General features: G+C 38.2%; 23 protein-coding genes. 14 read left to right on the top strand and 9 right to left on the bottom strand.

The features are described from left to right. Positions 1 to 309: 309 nt before the first annotated feature. Together AC58PQ_RS27990 and AC58PQ_RS27995 are read right to left on the bottom strand one after the other, a co-directional pair. Entirely contained in the window at positions 310 to 1,167 is an 858-nt protein-coding gene (locus AC58PQ_RS27990) for a manganese catalase family protein (protein WP_497247404.1), read from the bottom strand. Between the two features lie 95 nt (positions 1,168 to 1,262). Continuing rightward, a complete protein-coding gene (locus AC58PQ_RS27995) occupies positions 1,263 to 1,547 on the bottom strand; it encodes a WGxxGxxG family protein (RefSeq protein ID WP_497247406.1) in 285 nt (94 codons plus the stop codon). Positions 1,548 to 1,718: 171 nt separating this feature from the next. On the opposite strand from AC58PQ_RS27995, the gene AC58PQ_RS28000 reads away from it, so the two are divergent. Continuing rightward, complete coding sequence (locus AC58PQ_RS28000; RefSeq protein ID WP_497247408.1) at positions 1,719 to 1,844, top strand: hypothetical protein; 126 nt, start codon at positions 1,719 to 1,721, stop codon at positions 1,842 to 1,844. A gap of 67 nt (positions 1,845 to 1,911) precedes the next feature. Here AC58PQ_RS28000 and AC58PQ_RS28005 read toward each other — a convergent pair whose 3' ends face one another. The 3 genes from AC58PQ_RS28005 to AC58PQ_RS28015 all read right to left on the bottom strand — a co-directional run bounded on the left by AC58PQ_RS28005 (position 1,912) and on the right by AC58PQ_RS28015 (position 4,151). Then, positions 1,912 to 2,727 (bottom strand): cytochrome c oxidase assembly protein, encoded by an 816-nt coding sequence (locus tag AC58PQ_RS28005; protein WP_497247410.1) that lies wholly within the window; start codon positions 2,725 to 2,727, stop codon positions 1,912 to 1,914. Continuing rightward, positions 2,690 to 3,154, bottom strand: coding sequence for a DUF2243 domain-containing protein (locus AC58PQ_RS28010; RefSeq protein WP_497247412.1), 465 nt, complete (start codon positions 3,152 to 3,154; stop codon positions 2,690 to 2,692). The genes AC58PQ_RS28005 and AC58PQ_RS28010 overlap by 38 nt, the downstream gene beginning before the upstream one ends. Positions 3,155 to 3,539: 385 nt before the next feature. After that, a complete protein-coding gene (locus tag AC58PQ_RS28015) occupies positions 3,540 to 4,151 on the bottom strand; it encodes a hypothetical protein (RefSeq protein ID WP_497247414.1) in 612 nt (203 codons plus the stop codon). Positions 4,152 to 5,319: 1,168 nt separating this feature from the next. Between AC58PQ_RS28015 and AC58PQ_RS28020 the strand changes: the two genes are divergently transcribed. Then, positions 5,320 to 5,631, top strand: a complete 312-nt coding sequence (locus tag AC58PQ_RS28020; RefSeq protein WP_497247416.1) for a helix-turn-helix domain-containing protein — start codon at positions 5,320 to 5,322, stop codon at positions 5,629 to 5,631. Positions 5,632 to 6,112: 481 nt separating this feature from the next. On the opposite strand, the gene AC58PQ_RS28025 is transcribed toward AC58PQ_RS28020, so the two are convergent. From AC58PQ_RS28025 to AC58PQ_RS28035, 3 genes are all read right to left on the bottom strand, one after another. Next, entirely contained in the window at positions 6,113 to 6,247 is a 135-nt protein-coding gene (locus AC58PQ_RS28025; protein ID WP_497247418.1) for a hypothetical protein, read from the bottom strand. 20 nt (positions 6,248 to 6,267) lie between these two features. Beyond that, positions 6,268 to 7,644, bottom strand: a complete 1,377-nt coding sequence (locus tag AC58PQ_RS28030) for a PepSY-associated TM helix domain-containing protein (RefSeq protein WP_497247420.1) — start codon at positions 7,642 to 7,644, stop codon at positions 6,268 to 6,270. A gap of 422 nt (positions 7,645 to 8,066) precedes the next feature. Beyond that, positions 8,067 to 8,531, bottom strand: a complete 465-nt coding sequence (locus AC58PQ_RS28035) for a hypothetical protein (RefSeq protein ID WP_497247422.1) — start codon at positions 8,529 to 8,531, stop codon at positions 8,067 to 8,069. A 303-nt stretch (positions 8,532 to 8,834) separates the two neighbouring features. Here AC58PQ_RS28035 and AC58PQ_RS28040 point away from each other — a divergent pair, with 303 nt between their 5' ends. The 3 genes from AC58PQ_RS28040 to AC58PQ_RS28050 all read left to right on the top strand — a co-directional run bounded on the left by AC58PQ_RS28040 (position 8,835) and on the right by AC58PQ_RS28050 (position 9,881). After that, positions 8,835 to 9,092 carry a hypothetical protein gene (locus AC58PQ_RS28040; RefSeq protein WP_497247424.1) on the top strand — a complete coding sequence of 86 codons (258 nt, stop codon included), beginning with the start codon at positions 8,835 to 8,837 and terminating at the stop codon, positions 9,090 to 9,092. A gap of 270 nt (positions 9,093 to 9,362) precedes the next feature. Continuing rightward, positions 9,363 to 9,590, top strand: coding sequence for a hypothetical protein (locus tag AC58PQ_RS28045; protein WP_497247426.1), 228 nt, complete (start codon positions 9,363 to 9,365; stop codon positions 9,588 to 9,590). Between the two features lie 117 nt (positions 9,591 to 9,707). Then, the gene (locus AC58PQ_RS28050) at positions 9,708 to 9,881 is read left to right on the top strand and encodes a Spo0E family sporulation regulatory protein-aspartic acid phosphatase (protein WP_497247444.1); all 174 of its coding nucleotides are present in this window, start codon (positions 9,708 to 9,710) and stop codon (positions 9,879 to 9,881) included. 52 nt (positions 9,882 to 9,933) lie between these two features. Here AC58PQ_RS28050 and AC58PQ_RS28055 read toward each other — a convergent pair whose 3' ends face one another. After that, entirely contained in the window at positions 9,934 to 10,494 is a 561-nt protein-coding gene (locus tag AC58PQ_RS28055; RefSeq protein WP_497247428.1) for a tyrosine-type recombinase/integrase, read from the bottom strand. Between the two features lie 113 nt (positions 10,495 to 10,607). Here AC58PQ_RS28055 and AC58PQ_RS28060 point away from each other — a divergent pair, with 113 nt between their 5' ends. The 9 genes from AC58PQ_RS28060 (at position 10,608) to AC58PQ_RS28100 (ending at position 15,609) form a co-directional block, all read left to right on the top strand. After that, positions 10,608 to 10,946, top strand: coding sequence for a hypothetical protein (locus AC58PQ_RS28060; RefSeq protein ID WP_497247430.1), 339 nt, complete (start codon positions 10,608 to 10,610; stop codon positions 10,944 to 10,946). Positions 10,947 to 11,085: 139 nt separating this feature from the next. After that, on the top strand, positions 11,086 to 11,586 hold the full coding sequence (locus AC58PQ_RS28065; RefSeq protein ID WP_497247432.1) for a DUF6985 domain-containing protein: 501 nt from the start codon (positions 11,086 to 11,088) through the stop codon (positions 11,584 to 11,586). A gap of 629 nt (positions 11,587 to 12,215) precedes the next feature. Further along, on the top strand, positions 12,216 to 12,782 hold the full coding sequence (locus tag AC58PQ_RS28070) for a DUF1361 domain-containing protein (protein ID WP_497247446.1): 567 nt from the start codon (positions 12,216 to 12,218) through the stop codon (positions 12,780 to 12,782). A 226-nt stretch (positions 12,783 to 13,008) separates the two neighbouring features. After that, positions 13,009 to 13,377 carry a hypothetical protein gene (locus AC58PQ_RS28075; RefSeq protein WP_497247434.1) on the top strand — a complete coding sequence of 123 codons (369 nt, stop codon included), beginning with the start codon at positions 13,009 to 13,011 and terminating at the stop codon, positions 13,375 to 13,377. 100 nt (positions 13,378 to 13,477) lie between these two features. Next, positions 13,478 to 13,987, top strand: coding sequence for a hypothetical protein (locus tag AC58PQ_RS28080; RefSeq protein WP_497247436.1), 510 nt, complete (start codon positions 13,478 to 13,480; stop codon positions 13,985 to 13,987). 178 nt (positions 13,988 to 14,165) lie between these two features. Further along, a complete protein-coding gene (locus AC58PQ_RS28085; protein WP_497247438.1) occupies positions 14,166 to 14,648 on the top strand; it encodes a hypothetical protein in 483 nt (160 codons plus the stop codon). A 176-nt stretch (positions 14,649 to 14,824) separates the two neighbouring features. Continuing rightward, on the top strand, positions 14,825 to 15,010 hold the full coding sequence (locus AC58PQ_RS28090; RefSeq protein ID WP_171633739.1) for a hypothetical protein: 186 nt from the start codon (positions 14,825 to 14,827) through the stop codon (positions 15,008 to 15,010). A 163-nt stretch (positions 15,011 to 15,173) separates the two neighbouring features. Next, complete coding sequence (locus tag AC58PQ_RS28095) at positions 15,174 to 15,398, top strand: DUF6199 family natural product biosynthesis protein (RefSeq protein WP_497247440.1); 225 nt, start codon at positions 15,174 to 15,176, stop codon at positions 15,396 to 15,398. Positions 15,399 to 15,414: 16 nt separating this feature from the next. Further along, positions 15,415 to 15,609: a hypothetical protein gene (locus tag AC58PQ_RS28100; RefSeq protein WP_497247442.1), complete on the top strand. Its 195-nt coding sequence runs from the start codon at positions 15,415 to 15,417 to the stop codon at positions 15,607 to 15,609. The last annotated feature ends 947 nt before the right edge of the window (positions 15,610 to 16,556 follow it).

The raw sequence follows: 16,556 nt of genomic DNA on the forward strand, positions 1-16,556 counted from the left end.
TTACAACAGAGGTGATCACATGCGTTGTTTACTTTGCGAAAATGAGCAATTGTTAAAAGGGAAAAAAACGAAATGTTTTATATGTACTATTATCAAGCGTCGAAATTCACCTAAAATTTAATAGCACAAGCATGGAGGTTTTTTATTGGAGTCAAAATAGGATATCGTGAATAACGCTTGGAAATAGCGTAATAATATAGCTGGAAGTCCATCTTTTGAAAAAAGAGATCCAAATACGATGACATCAAATAGAGGTCAGCAAGGAGCTCACTCCTGCTGATACAGGAGTAAGCCTATAAGTATGAAAGCTTAAAAATTCATATCTTGCAATCCTGGGCTATGCTCATTAGGCATGTCAGGTAAGTTAGGAACAGGGAATCCCATCGGTGGTGGGGTAACTAATAGTTGGCCTTTATTTCTACTTGGTGAAGGTCCTTGGAAAATTTCACCAATACGCGTATCATCTAAACGAAAGTTAAACTGGATATTGTGATAACCCATCTCTACAAATTTTCTGCATTCTGGATACTTATTAATATCGTAATTAGGAACTGGGAAAAGTTTCCCCCAATCAACACCTAATGTTTCTAAAGCTTTAGCAAATGCATTTTGATGTGCATTGTCTCGAACGATGAGGAACCCAATTGTCTCTCGGAACGTTTTATTGGAGCTCATCTCATAAATTCTGCTTTTTTGGAGTACTCCCGTAGATTCGAGTACTAAATTATCCAATAAATCAGCAATCAAATTACCATGTGAATACACCCATGAGCCATTCCATGGGTTTCCGCCTGCATCGACCGGCAAGGAAGCTTGAGCGCCGACAATGAAATGGTGGGGATTTGCATGTTTGACGGCTTCATCAAGAGGTGCGCCATCGATACCTGCATTCCCGACACCTGTGGAGTTACCAGAATCGTTTAGTAATTGATTTATCGTATTTTGAACCAGTTCCACATGGGCAATTTCTTCTAGAAAGACCCCACGGATTAAGTCGCGATATTGAGTAGCTTTGCCTCGGAAATTAGAGCTTTGAAAAAAATATTGCATCATGGTTCTCATCTCACCATAGTGTCCGCCAAGGGCTTCTTGTAAAACTTTAGCTGCAGCTGGATCTGGTTGGTCTGGAACAATTTGATTAATAAGTTCTTCTTTATAATAATACATATATTCACTCATTTCCTTTGATATTGAATTCTCGGGGGCTGAATTATAAAATAACCGCCTTAGAAAAAGACGGTTATTTGAACAACTGTTTATGTTTAGGTATGTTCACGATTCCGCTTTTTTAACCCAGCTAAACCAACTAACCCTAGAAGGCCAAGCCAACCCCAATTGGAATCATTGTCATCAGTAGCAGCATTAGTTCTATAAGTAGCTGTTGAATTTGTCCCGTAACTATTGGTAGTAGCCGTACCGTTAACTGAGCCATATCCGTTATTTACCGATCCAGTCATACCCGTACTATCCGCGGCACTCGATACCCCTGTACACAACAGAAACATGAAACAGCTACTTAAAAAAAACATAAAGGCCTTCTTTTTCATTTGGTTTTCTCTCCTTCATATAATTTGTTTACACGTTTGTTTTCTCCTTTATGTAAATCAATTATACGGATGAGAGATTACCGAAGTAGTCCACTAAATGGATGGTGTAGATTGTTCCGAAAAACATATAATATTGATGTTCCAATTACTTATGATGGGTGGGCTAAAGTCATGACGAACCAAAAAAAGAGTGTTAAATCTGCAAAACAAAGAAACCAAAAACCAAATCAAAACAGTAGTGCCAAAAGTCAAAGCAATAACGGTATTGATGATGCAAATATTAATTCTGGTGGTTAATAAATTTATTTAAACAACTTAATAAACTCATCAAACAACCTCACTTGAATAAGAAAGTGAGGTTGTTCTAGGTTTCAGGTACTAATGAGTTTCCAGGGTGACTGGTTTTAAACCACTGATAGAAAAAGATAATAATTATAAAAATGTCAATTGTATCCCCTCCATAATACATAAGCTTAGCGCCGCTTTCCGCTTGAATTTCTGAAATACCTAGTGGGGGGTTAGCATAAATGGTTTTAGATAATATGCCATGTGCTGCCATGGTAAATACAAAGACAATACCACGGTAAATGTAGCTAGTTCGATGGGGAGGTTTGTCGATGTAAATCATTGAGATCGTGAATAGGTAACCTGCCGTAAATATATGAAGATGAACAATAAAATGTAAAATTGGAAGCTTGAGCATGTTCGAATATAAGTTGGTCGTGTATAAGATACATAGTCCACCGATGTTTAATAGGGAAGCTACTGAGGGATCACTAAACATACGAAATGGCATGCTTCTAAGTATCCGTGAGATCCTGCGAGAAGCTTGTAAGGGGAGAGTCCGTAAAATGAGAGTCAAAGGTGCTGCAAGTGCAATGAAAAGGGGAGCCATCATCCCAAGAAGTAAATGGCCTATCATGTGCGCTGTGAAATTTATATGTGAAAGATTGAGTACAGGGCCAACAACAGATAGCGTAATACATAGTAAACCTATTAACCAGTAGATATACCGGGAGAAGGGCCATTGCCTATAGGTGCGACTGGATATGACTGCAGCGTACAGATAAAGAAATAATAGAACTAAAAATAGGAGTATGAAGATAAAGTCAGAGTAAGCGCCACTGCCATGAGTAAAATGATCATTTGTCATCCGAAGGTGCCCTCTCGACATGGACATTAATCCGGGAATGAATAGTTAAAATGATTCCAACGAAAAGCATAATTATAGCGCTGATATTCCATATGGTATCGTAAATGATAACATTCGGGATGTAACGGATTTGGTGAAGTCGCATGATTTTATGTTGTATTGTCCCATCATAAAGTTGGAACAAGCCAGCTCCTAGGAAAATGCCGCCAAACCACCTTTTTAGGTATAGCGCTTTTCTACGTCGAAGATCCGCAAACATAAATAGCGATCCAACCGTCACAAACCAACTAAAAGCGTGAAACAAACCATCAGAAATTAAACCGATTTGGGTCGTGGATTTGTCGTAGAAATGATGCCAATGCAAAAGTTGATGAAATACTGTTTCATCGATAAAGCCGACTAAACCAAGGCCAAATAATATACCCGACCACAGATTACGGTTAGCTGTTTCCACTTTTTATAACTCCTTTTGAAATTTTCCAGCTACATATCTTATTTTTAATTTGCCCTGTTTATGGAATTGTAACCACTTATAGATTCAAGAGGATGATAAATTGAAATAGGAGGTGAACTTGCGGAGATCCGAAACATAGATGACAGGTGAGGTCATTACGGTAAACGATAGTTCAATAAACCGCCTTATCATGAGGCGGTTTTTCTTTTGGTTGAAAATCAACAATTTGGAATAACAGAGCCTATTTTTAAGAAGGTGGCGCTACTCTTTCCAATCCATCCCTCCTTACTCATCTCTTCAGTATCTTTCCTACCTTGTTTACTCAAGTATGCGGCCTCCCCTTTGAAGATATTTCTAAACTCAAAAAATCACCATCCAATATGGCTTATGTCACTTGCCTTTCTATTACAAGACGATTCGTGATCTGATTATAAGCCAATTTGTATCTTCTCCCGTTGATCAATTGAAATTTCGCCGCATTTTTAGCTGTTAAGCGAAAGGAAAGATTCGGTACCTCTATGTCGCTTGTCAAGATTGAAAGGGTTTTACACACTTCTCCTCGTACAAGGGTAATCGTGTTTCTGGTACTGGGAATCCCAAAATCATCACGAAAAGGACCTGCAATAAAAATATTATCATCTTCGGTGAGGCCGTTATCAACAAAAAACCTAGCCGTGTCGCGGGTCACGGGCTTTCGAATCAAGGTCATGATATTCGTGTTCGAATTAAAGACGAGCAAAAAACGCTGTTCTGCTTTCACCTTGAACAACCGAGCCGTACTCGGATTTAACACGGCCATATGGAAATCGCATTCCGATGCGTCTCCCTTAACGACTCGAACTCTTTTCTTGATGCATCCTCTCTTAAGAATGACAATCGCATTATTCGGAATCCGAAATATACTGGTTGCAGGCCCTCCACCGCATTCATTGATAAAAAGAATGTTTTGATCTTGATTTTGAGCTATTCCAAAATCGACTACTCCTCGTAGAATCAAATTTATCCCTTCTTCCTTTAACTATAAATCTATCTTTTGTTGTCGCGCTTATTGCGTTGACTGCTGCTTTGTGAGCCAAAGATGACCGTTACATTAGACAAAGGGATTAATTGGATGGAGTTTCCGTTCACTGTTGTTTCCAAAAAATCTTTTCCTATCTGAACAACCCGTCTATTATTTAGGATTATTGGACTATTGGGTTGTCCATCTCTCGCTATGGAATTTAGAGCGATGCTAAACCTCCTGGTTGTATGATTTTGTGCTTTACGGTTTATCGACATAAGTTGAAGACCAGAAGGGGAAAGAACTAATCCACCTGAGACTGTGATCGTTGATCGTAAAACTCTGAGAATTTTTTGTTCTTCAACAAGTCCAAATGGATTGATTAACGTAGTTAATTTAGCACCTATTAATTGAGATAATCTCTGTTGCAACGTTAGAGACGTTTGTCGCATTTGACATATTCTATAGGGGGCAGATATGACCATCATTGTTCCCTCCTTTCTATATCAATATATGGTAGAGATCCATATTGTGTCTGGATGTTATGATTATTTATTACTAAATTTCTGTTGAAAAGAGAACAAAGAGCCTCCCCCTCGCTAAACGATAGGATAGGCTCTCTCTCCAAGACTGTGATTATCTCGTTATTGCCCATATGCGGCGAACCATTACGCTAAATTGTATATGTCTTGCTCGTTGAGGGACGAGGAACATTAATTGAATAACTACAAATGAGGCTGCCGCGGAATTGAACGGATTATAGCTGACCAAGAACAAGTTGATAATTAAAGCAGCACATCAATAACAGAAGCAATCCACTTATTTTTCATAAGGTATATAAATACGAATGGCCCTGCAGTGACATGTGGCCGTCCGTTTTTTATATTTGTTACTAGCAGTAAGATCTCGAGACTGTGTTTGTTACACTACAGCATGAATCTAGATCGCAAGGTGACCTTGTTCTGATAACATTATTGGCATTGTATTAAAGCAAATTATTTAATTCGTTAAAGAGTAGCAAGAATAGTATGGATGCTAACCTGAAAATAGAAGAAAAGTACTTAAATTACACATAGAAGGTAAAGAATTTACCCATGCGTCTACCAGCAATTGTTTATACTAACCTTAAACCGCACGAGGGGGTGGATTCACGGCGTATCAAAAATTGATTGACCGTTACATCATGGAACATTTGTCAGAAACGATCTCCTTAGTGTCGATTGCTAATCATTTATACCTGAATCCTAGTTATTTTTCCAGGTACTTCAAGAAAATGACTGGAGTCAATTTCACGGATTACGTTAATCAATATAAGATGAAATTGGCCCTTCAGATGTTGAAAAATAAAGAGATGTCAGTCGAAATGATCGCAGCCAAGCTGGGCTATTCTGATCTTACCTACTTTTCTAAAGTGTTTAAGAAATACAATGGCATAAGCCCGGTTGATTTTAAAAATAAGGATAAGAGTTTAAAGTAGTCAACGATCAGGATGCCGAGGAGTTCCAAATTTAATCCTGTAACCTACTAAGAATTAAATGTTAAAAATGAAATTAGCCAGCGCAGATGTCGGGTGACAAGAACTTTATCTCATTCCCGACGGATATAAGAAAAAGGTGAGGTCGGTTAAAATAAAGTTAAAATCTGGACTTACCGTTAAGCTAAACAGTCCTGTTAAGGCTAAGAAATGGCCTTTGTCAAAAAATCTATCAAAGGACTAGGCTCAATCTGTACTAATAAGCTTACTTTCCGGAACAACAACTGTAATCAGGGCAACGGAATCCTGCGAATGAGTGAGTAAAAGTGAGATAAACCCTTAAAACCGAGGGACGGGCAGATTAGCGCAACGAACCGTTAATAGGAGAATGAAACATTTCAGAAAATATTCTTCTAAAAAAATGCCGAAAAGGAAAGTGAAATTCCTTTTCAGCATTTTTGTGTTTATTGATTATAATACCTGCTTACTTTTTAGTCTGCTCCGTATTGCTCGATGTGTTGCTATGCTCATTATGTTCAGCATGTTCATCCTGGGGAGCACAGCCTACTAAGATAGATGCAAGAACGGACACGATCAGGATCGCTTTTATTCTATTCATGGTGATTCCTCCTTGCATCCTTAGGCTGTTTGTTTAAAGGCTGGAACGTACCGAGTTGAAACCATGTCGATAAAGAATATAAAAATTAATGAAATACCGACAAGCGGGAAAAAGATGCCGAAGGCAATGACGATGAAGGCAAGGCCCTTCATGAGTTTGGTGCTCGTAGCGCGAGTCGGTGCTCCAAGTTTGCCAGCAGGTCGTCTACGCCACCACAAGATGAGCCCGCTGAGAGACACCATGATAATGCCAAGACAGGAGATTAGTCCGATGATTTGGTTCATGAGCCCAAAGTAACGACCTTCATGAAGAGCGATTCCTATGGATATGATTTTGGCGGTGATACCGTAATCCTGGAAATTTAGGTCGGCCAGCACCTTGCCGCTATAACGATCTATGTGCATGGTGGCCTGATTTTGAGGTTTTTTTGGTGTTGCGGCTATTGTATATACACCCGTTTCCCCTTTGGGAAGGGTAATGGCATAGCCATCAGCAAGTTTACGATCTTCAGCGATACGAACGATTTGGTCCAGCGACTGGCCCTTTAGGCCTTCAACCGCTTTCGCTGAATTAGGCACAGGCATCAGTTCTGCTGCCCATGGGACCTCCGTGGCCACATCTTTGGTCGGGACGGTCGATTTAGGCTTAACCCCGAATAAAGAAGGTGGGGAGTTCGTGTTCGTTGCCGTTGCGAATGTATTCAGCCCATCTCCCCAAACGCCGGACCATGGTAATCCTGTGAAAATAAGGACGACCATTGCCAAGGAAAGCCACACAGCCGTCACCGCATGGATATCACGCCAAAAGATTCGTTTTCCTTGGTTCAAACGCGGCACCAAAGTTCCGAGCAATGATTTTTTATTGCGAGGCCACCACAGATATACGCCCGTTATGATTAAAATTATGGCCCAGCAAGCCGTTAATTCAATGATTCGATTTCCTATGGTACCTGCCATCATGCCTCCGTGGAGGCTTTTAATAACGGTCATCAATTTACCGCTTTCGTTCAAGGAACCTAAAATCGTGCCTTTGTAGGGGTCCACGAAAACAATCGTATTTCCTTCTTTTCCAGAAACCGTAAACTCGCTGGAACGCGTGTCTTTATCACCTGGCTTGAACTTTGAAACGGTACTTTCAGGGTACGATTGTTGAACAACTTTCAGTTGCTCATTAGGCGTTTGCTTCGTACCGGAGGATTGTACCGTGTAGTACGATTGGTAAAGGACGGATTCAATCTGCGGCTTGAATAGGTAAAGAGCGCCTGTAATTGCAAGTAGGATCATGAAGGGGGCAAAAATCAATCCTGCATAAAAATGCCAACGCCAGACGCTGCGATATAGCTTTTGACCTTTTTCTTTAGCTTGTTCATTAGTATTTGTTAATGTTGTTTCATTCATCATCTTTATCTCCTCTACCTGTTGGTTGTCCCTCTGACTACTATATCGCGAACAACGAGGATTTAAGAATGACTCGGTTGGGCTATTTTTCAGAAATAAGTAGTACAATTTGTGAATTTCGGAATTATGCCTAGATTAAACTAACATGCAGGAAGTTCTCTGGTTCGACAGACCGTGCGGTACAAGGTTCACTTCGTGTCATTCAAGGAGCAGGTACAACAGTGATGGCAAGCGCCTTTGTTACGAAGAACGATAGTTAAAAAGCACAATAAAACCCGCCAATAATTGGTGGGTTTTGTTTCATAAAAAACGCACTTAATTTGAGCAATATATGTTCGAAAAGAGCCTTCTATATTTACTACTTTTGTAAAGCGTTTAATCCTTTTTGACAATGTACAAACTATCTTCAGTGAGCGGTAATCCTACTCTTCGTGTTCTTCACATATCAGGCTTCTAATGGAGTGGCGAGTTATTATCACTCGATTAATTACACTTGCAAACGTATCGTGAACAATTAACTCAGCATAATCCTTCCCCATGCGCACCAGAAATAACTCGAATTCTTCGCCAAATACATATCCAAACGGGAAGCGAGGACCTGTTAATTTTTCAATTGGTGTTAAATTTTGAGGTACGCGTGTCAATCCCCCAACATTAAGCTGGATTAACTCAGAAAACTTTATTGTTTTCACACCTGGCTCTAATGCTCTTTTAAAGTCAATAGTAACAAAATCATCCCCAACCCTTAGGATTATTCCGTTGCCGTGATTCGTACCAGGCGTTCTTGCAACTACAAAAACATTTCGCCCAATAAACTGTTGAAGTCTTGTGCGTAATAATATGTTTTGTGGAAGCGGGCATCCGGGGAATCTTGGATTTACAGCCATAGCATAATTTCCTCCCTCAGCTTATAGTGCGCTTTTTATTAAACTCCAATATTACTTTATGTACATAATCTGTATATTGGAATAAAGGCGGATACACAATTTGGGTTGACTTCTACTTTTAATAAAGCAATGGAACCTAACTGGGAAAGATAGTTCAATCATGACATGGGTCGGCAGCTGGTATACGATCGGCTGCCTTTTCCATTGAAGTAACTGGCAGGAAAAGGAAATAAGAAATGATCTTCCGAATACACGAATAAAACGCCATACTTCCTTCAATCTGTATGGACGTGGAATACGAACATGTATTTGAAATTTGCCGACCGTGAATTTGGCGATTACTATAAATTTGAACGTGAAATCAAAATCACAGGAATAACCGATAAAGAAATAGAGTTACTCTTAAAAGTTAAAGATGATGGCGAAGATCCAGGGCAAAGAAACGCAAGGGATCTAACCGTATTTTCACGGAGGCTTTACAATGATCGCGGATGGAACACGCATTCAAAGGTGGGAAGCAAATTATTTACTGCAGAAACATTTGAATATCTGCCAGGTTAGAACGGTCATGAATTTCAGAACCTGCAGATGATCGTAGCGCTTAAGGCTTTGTTAAATACCAAGAACTTCGGAAATTCTGCATCCGTGGCTCTAAAACATGCCAACATTGAGAAGATAAAGCGGCTGCTCGAGGAAAGTTTTTCGGTAGTCCAATGAGGAACATTGAACCCCCATGCGTCTGAGGCGCGTGGGGGTTCCTTTGTGCTAAATTTATTATTAAATATGGAGGGAATTTGATGAAGATGTGTTCACCTGAGCTTCAAAAAGTGTTTGCATGGTCGTAAGCAACGGACGGAACTACTGGGTGAACAGGGAAGATTATATCGCACCGCGAGACGATTGAAAACGGCTCATGACACGTTCAAAGACGGGTTTTCCGTCTTCGCCAAAGGCGATCATTTCGCCGTCCAGAATCACGGATTCGGCTTGATGGCGCGTAAACTTTGTTTTGGAGCCATCCAAGTGGAGCAGGCAGCGAGAGATATCCAAACAGGTTAATAATGGAAAATTGTGCAAGATAACAACATTTCTGTGCAATAAAATATAATTTTTTATGATCTGAGTAAAGTATAATAATAGCACTAAACTTAAAATGAGGGATTTGGAACAGTGTGCGTGAATGAATTGGCTCAAATTCAACAGGTAATCGAGTGCAAACGAGATGAAATGTATCAAGCGACCGCATGCTATGGATTGTCATCCAGTATGGTCTTAAAGAGTTCGCAAGAGCTCGATTTACTGCTAAATCAATATTATCAGAAACGGGATAAGTACCCATCTAACGAATAACGATAACCGCTATGGAATTTTCCCATTAGCGGTTTTTTTCTTGTGGAACAAATCAGAGAGCAAACGGTTTTGACCTAAAAAAGATTGAGGTGAGATCCAAACTTATGGGGAGTAGAGGCTGACCATAAGTAAAGGATTTACTCATAAATATAAGTAATGGACGCAAAATTAAGTAACCAAATAAAATACGAAAAGCACCCCGAAGGGTGCTTCTTATGTTCAACTGAGCATCTTGATGATAGCGGTGGCGATCGAAACGATCGCACCGATGAGTGCGATAATTGCTCTCATTTTTTTCTTTATTAACCGTAGTATATATGTTAGTAGTGTTTGGACCTTTATGACCCAATAGTTCTGCGATGGCCAATAAATCGGCGTCTTTTCCTTCGTTGTAGAGCACAGTCGCACATGTGTGCCTCAGTTTATGAGGAGATCCTTTAAATCCAACTCGTGCTTTTAGATCCCCCGGAAATAGGGGGTTTTTTAATTCAAAGTACCTATGTTTGTGTCGCGAGGTCACGACACAAACATAGGTGCATAATCGTTTTGCGACACAAACATATGCGCATAATTGCGATGATATTAAAGCTTGGATTTGTAATGGATTATTCACATGGCCATTAAGCTAAGGGCAGATTTGCGTGGTGGTAGCTGTTTCTTTTTGATAAAGTTATAATATCCAATCAGTCCTGAGCTAGATTGATAAACGTTACGGGGGAATAATTATTGGAAAAATACAAAATAAGTTATTCTGATTGTCTTGAGTTTGAATTTATAGGTGAATGTGATGAATACTACCTTGAGGGAAAATTTACTGACTGGAATAATAATATCAAAGGGAAACTTATGGAGTTAGAAGATAAAAATGATGGTTGGTATCTTGATGGAAATGGATATCGACTTAATGACCAGGAATTATTTAATTCAAGTCTTTGGATGTTAGTTGGCGACGAAGGAAAACAAACAAAGGTAGTATTAAGGATCCTTGATTCGGCAACAGGAGAAGCAAAGTTCGCATTAAAACCGTGGTTTAGAATAGCTGATGAGTTAAATTATCCTGTATGAAGCAGAAATAACTGAAGAAATTGCATCATGATGAACAGGCCGCCGAACCATCGGCAGCCAGCTCAACTAACAGCAGTTAAGTAAATTTATTGTCCAGAAACATTAGCATAAAACATCAAATATTTGAGGGGAAGTTTAGATGGAACTTATTCAAAACGTTAAAAAAGATGAAAATGGATTCAACGGTGAAGTGTTATTTTCGCTATTTAACAAATATATCGAGTTAGGATTTTCCGATTCCATTCCATTAGATTATGTAAATCGTTGTTCAGAAAATCTCAATTCGTTAAGTGAAAAAACTATTGCAGATCTCTGTTTCTATTCAACAACTTTTTGTCAAGATTATATGAGTTATGTACCTGATGCTAAGTATTCCAAAGGACTGTACAATATTTCTTCGCCGAGAGAGATTTTGAGTTTTATTGATCCGCTCACTCTACAGATTGATAGTCCAGATAATTGGGATACTACTGCACTTAACCTTTACTGCAAATGTGCATGGGATCAAGATAATGATCTGCAAATTTTAATTAATAATAACGAAGTAATATATGTAGGGGAATATAATGGACTTAATTGTTGGCAGAAGAATTTATCTAAATGGGGCAATTATGTTACAGGATATAAGTTGTGCGAGTAACAAGCTAAAGTACTTAGTGATTAAGCTTATCTGGGAACGATAGCTCAACAAGGCAAATTCTTTATTGGAAGTCCCAAACGGACATGGAAGGCGGGTAATAATGAGCATTCTCAACTTCGGCGAAATAAAAGGATATCTTCAGGAGCTTGAAACAATAAAGCTTCCATCCATAAAAGCTTCTCTGACTATTTTGATATCGATGAAAAAACTATCAATAAACTAAACCGATTAATTGAGCAATTTATATGTTCATCACATTATCAGGTATGGAAGGCAAATAGCAGAGAGAATTATGGGATTTTTCAGTCAGAGTTCATTTTTCAAGTCGAGGATAAATATTTCTACTTCTTGATGTACTTATATGATTAAGATTTGGAAGGTACGGGACGTTAAGTTAACGAGAAAAGATAATTTTGTGGTAAAATAGTAAAATGGTGTAAATTTTCTGCGCATTCTCGCCAGTTTGAGAAAGTGTTGAAATCATTAATTGTTGACGGAGGTTCTCATTGAAGGATCTAAACCATAAAAACCTATATATTTTTCTAGTAACTCTATCTTTAGTAAACGTTGTTATTTATATTACTTGTAGAAATAAATCCTATTTTGATTTCTTGAACTGGAACTTATTTTTGGCTTGGATTCCACTTGTTCTGTCTAATTTGATGTATCTTATTTACAAGCGTAGTAAAGTGAAGTCTATTTTTCTCGTTTTATTTGGGATGCTATGGTTACTTTTCTTTCCGAATTCCCCGTACGTTATAACTGATCTCATTCATTTAACTGTATTGAAGGATTTGTATGCAAATAATGGAAATATTAGTTTTGCTTATTGGATTGATTTTATAGTAATAAATTTATTTTCTTGGACTAGCTTGTTACTTGGGGCAATCTCAATATATCAAATTCAATACATAATAATGAGTTTATATAACAAGATAATATCTTGGTGTTTTGTTATTATAGCTTCAGTTGCAGGTGGGTATGGAATTTTGTTAGGAAGAGAATATCGATTAAATAGCTGGGAAGCAATAACTGATTGGAGTAAAGTAACTGGAATCATAGAAGGAAGTTTAACAAGTAATTCGTTTTTCTTTTGCTTATTATTTGGCTTATTTATTGGAACCGTGTATTTAACGATTTATTTATTAATTAACTGTGTGAGTGCATCAAATCAGGGAAGCAAGACCTTCACATAACACCATATTCACACGGCGGAGCTTAAAGGCGCTTTGGTCTGCCCGTCGGATTGCAACAAACCATTAAGCTAATGAGTAACTATAGTTGAGGAGCATGCTTCGTGGCTGCTTCTCTTTTTATTCATTCAATTAACGGGCAGTATGACGAAACTAAAGTCTATTTTCACGCGTCTAAATCATGACTGCTAGCCTTTTGAATATTTCATATTTGTGGAGGGGGTCTCATATGAAATCAATTTCAATTTCAATCATCATCTTGCTAATATTATTTACTACAGGTTGTACCTCGTCTAATGAAGAACTAACCTCTAGATTAAAATCGAAGAATCAGGGTGAATATCAAATTTATATTGTTGATTCAAATGGTGAACAGATGGGCGATACAGATTTTATGAAAGAGATAAACGCCTTACTCCGAAATTATGTAGAGAAAGTAGGGAATTTAAGCGTGATGCATACGCCAGAAGTAAAGAAAGCTTTCAGCATAGAAGATTTTCCGACCATACTTGTTTTCAACACGGAAAAATTAGTTCTTAAGTCAACAAAAATACAGGAACTAAGACAACTTCTCGATAAAGCGTACATTACGGAATAGGTGCGGCTCTACTAACGGGACACTATAGTTGAGGGTAGGATTGCTTAATAACTTCACGAATAATAAAGAAATATTCTGATTTTCATATGGGGTGATTGTTGTGAATGCAATTTTAAAAGACTCTAAACAGATTCAATTTTATACATATCTTGGACCAATATTTGAGGCGATTCAAAATCGACAATATGAGTATAATTGGTTATTAACAGATTTAGACTTGAACTGGATACCAGATGATTTTCTTAATTATTGTGATCAATGTAAAATTCACAAAGTCTTATGGAATAGGAATAACGTATACTGGCTTACTGGGGAGCAACTTACCAATTTAATTACTAAATATAAAATTCAATTTATTTGGGGAGTACTTTCTGGTTTTAAAAATACGGAAGTGATCGATATACAGAACTTGAGTGTTTTACCGATTGCGGAAACTCCAGAATTATGGAAACCAGGTGTCACTGTCCAACATTCCAAAGCAGAAGTTGAAATTGTTTGTTGGGATTCAGGACTCACTCTTTTGATTAGTAAAGATCAATCCGTAATAAAAAACTTTATGGAGTTTTTTGAAGACGCTAAAGACCTCGATGATTACAATTCTAAGGACTGATATTCAATACATCGTTATGCTAACGAGAAACTATAGCTCAATTACAACAAGACGGCAGCCGGCACACGACCAGCTGCCGTTGTCCGTTGAACTAAAGGGCAGTTTAGCGCAATGTAACCATCAATTGCAACATACCTACACCATGAGACGTCAATACTGATAAATAGGAGGGTATGTGATGAAGAAAATTATCTTAACACTGATATCAATGTGCTTTATTATGACAGGATGCTTTGGAGCAAATAAAACACCTAAAGAAAGCAACCAGGCGCATCAACAAGTAGCCGTTTCGTTAATTTTAGAAGATGTGACGAAAGCTATTCAGGCTGAAGGGATTGAATTAATGCCAATAGCATCGCCTGAAAAAGATTGGATTTTGAACAAGGTAGAACCGAATAGAATTCGAGTAGGCAGACCTACCGAAGACACAGACCCAGCTAAATTAGAGCAAATTTCTATTTATGTTTTCGAGTCAGAGAACGAGCGTAAACAAGGATTGGATGACTTTAATGAACAAAAAGAAGCATATAATATGGTTATTCCGCGTATCTATGAAGCCAAAAATGTGATGATGTTCTACTGGTCTCATGCTGAAATGGATAAACCGACCAAATTTGGACAACAGTTTCAAGATGCATTCGACCGACTTAGAAATAAATAATCGACTTGTTAAGCTAACGGATAACGATAGTTGAGGGGCTTGCTTCGCGGCAACTCCTCTTTTGTTTATAATAGAAATGGGCAGGTTTGTTTAATAAAGGGTCAAATGGAAATGTACAAGCTAAATAATGGAAGCAAAGAATTAAATTAGCAGACACATAAGAAAGGGTGGCACATATGAAAAAGTACAATATTATTCGTCCGATCATGCTGATTGTGGTTGCACTCCTAACGAAAAGCTTGGTTACCAATCTTTGCATGTTGCTGGGAATGGAATCCGAGTCAGCCAAAACCATGGGTTTCGGTGCGATGGTAATCGCCGCGCTCGTGGTCTTTTCCAGAAACCGAAGAAGTCCGAAATAGGATTTGCACCGCGCGCTCGGCATTTCGCCAAGGGTGTTCGGGATATCGTTGAGCTAACAGGTAACCTATGTTCAATTAACTACAAGATGAGGCTACCGCGATGGTAGCCTCATTAAACTATCCGGCAGAATAGTTATGGAATAGGCCTTCGAGCAAAGAGGAAATGATTTTGGTAGCGATAATCATCTTAGTATTAATGGGATTACTTAACATTATTTTTCCTAAGATCCCCATAATATTATCGCGGTATTTGCTGCGAATTAAAAATGGAAGAATAGAATTTGGTTCTGAAGAGCCGACTTTGCTTGGTATTATCTTGAACAGAGTTATGGGAGTTATTTTTATTATCCTAAGTGTTCTTGTCTTCTACGACACTTATCTAAAGTAGACTGGAGGGAATGCATTTGAACTTAGAAAATCAAGAATTGCTTTTCAGTATTTTTCACGATGGTAGTGTAGAAGACATCAGGGATACCGTTGATGGAATTGAATTTACCGTCGATATAATGTATCTTGCTGAACGAATTAAGCCCCATTTCAAAGGCATTAACGTAAAACTTATCTATCCTGCTGAGTTGTATTTTGAAGGCAGATATTAGTGAGGATAAAGTAAAGGTGTTTTGCAGCATCGGTAATGGGCAATCCTTCGGATTTCTACATGTTAAGGCAAGTGAAATTTACATTTACGACCCTGAACATAATCAGATTTCACTTGAAGATTTAAGAACTATTTGCAAAAGTTATTGGGATGACTTTAGTAAACGTAGTCGCTGATCATTCAACTATCGGTGAACGATAGAGTGAAGGAGCTTACCTTACAGCAGCTCCTTTTTTTATTCATTCAAGTAACTGGCAGAATAGTTGAGTAACCTCCTCGTAAATGAAACAAACTTATGTAAGTTTTTTCATGCTACAATCATTTATATTCCAAGTATTGAGGTGATTTATTAAACGAGCCCATTTTCCCAATCCGACATATAGATACTGCTAAAGAATACAATAAAAAGCTGGATGATTATCTTAGAGTTACCGACGTACTATGTAATGAACTCATCGAATCATTTGACGAAGCATACCATTATGATGCGGCTACAACAGTAAATTGGTTAGTAGCAAAACTGAGAATTATAGAAGAACGGATTTATCAAAAATGAAGTAATTAGGCTTGAGAATAGTGAATTTCTTGATGGGAAATTCTTCAGGGAATGGATGGAAAGTCGTTATCCATCCATTATAAATAGGTTGTCAGTGAACTAACGGCGAACGATTTTTAGAATACTTTAAAACTCTGAGAAAGTACTGCCGACTTGGTATTCCTTAGATACCTATTTATCTAGTAGGATTTACTTTCATGTTTTTACTGTTCGTGCTGAGTTTCATAATAGTGTTGCCGCTGAATCATAATGCCCAAAAGCTGACGGAATTGCCTGTCCAGGGATTGACGAATATAATGACCGTATCACAGTAAAGGAAAAGGACGCCTCCATAAAACGTGTACCTGTTGGCGCAGGTTCACCGGAGACATCCTCTCACAAAAAAATAACAT

The organism is Paenibacillus sp. J22P143, assembly GCF_059692035.1.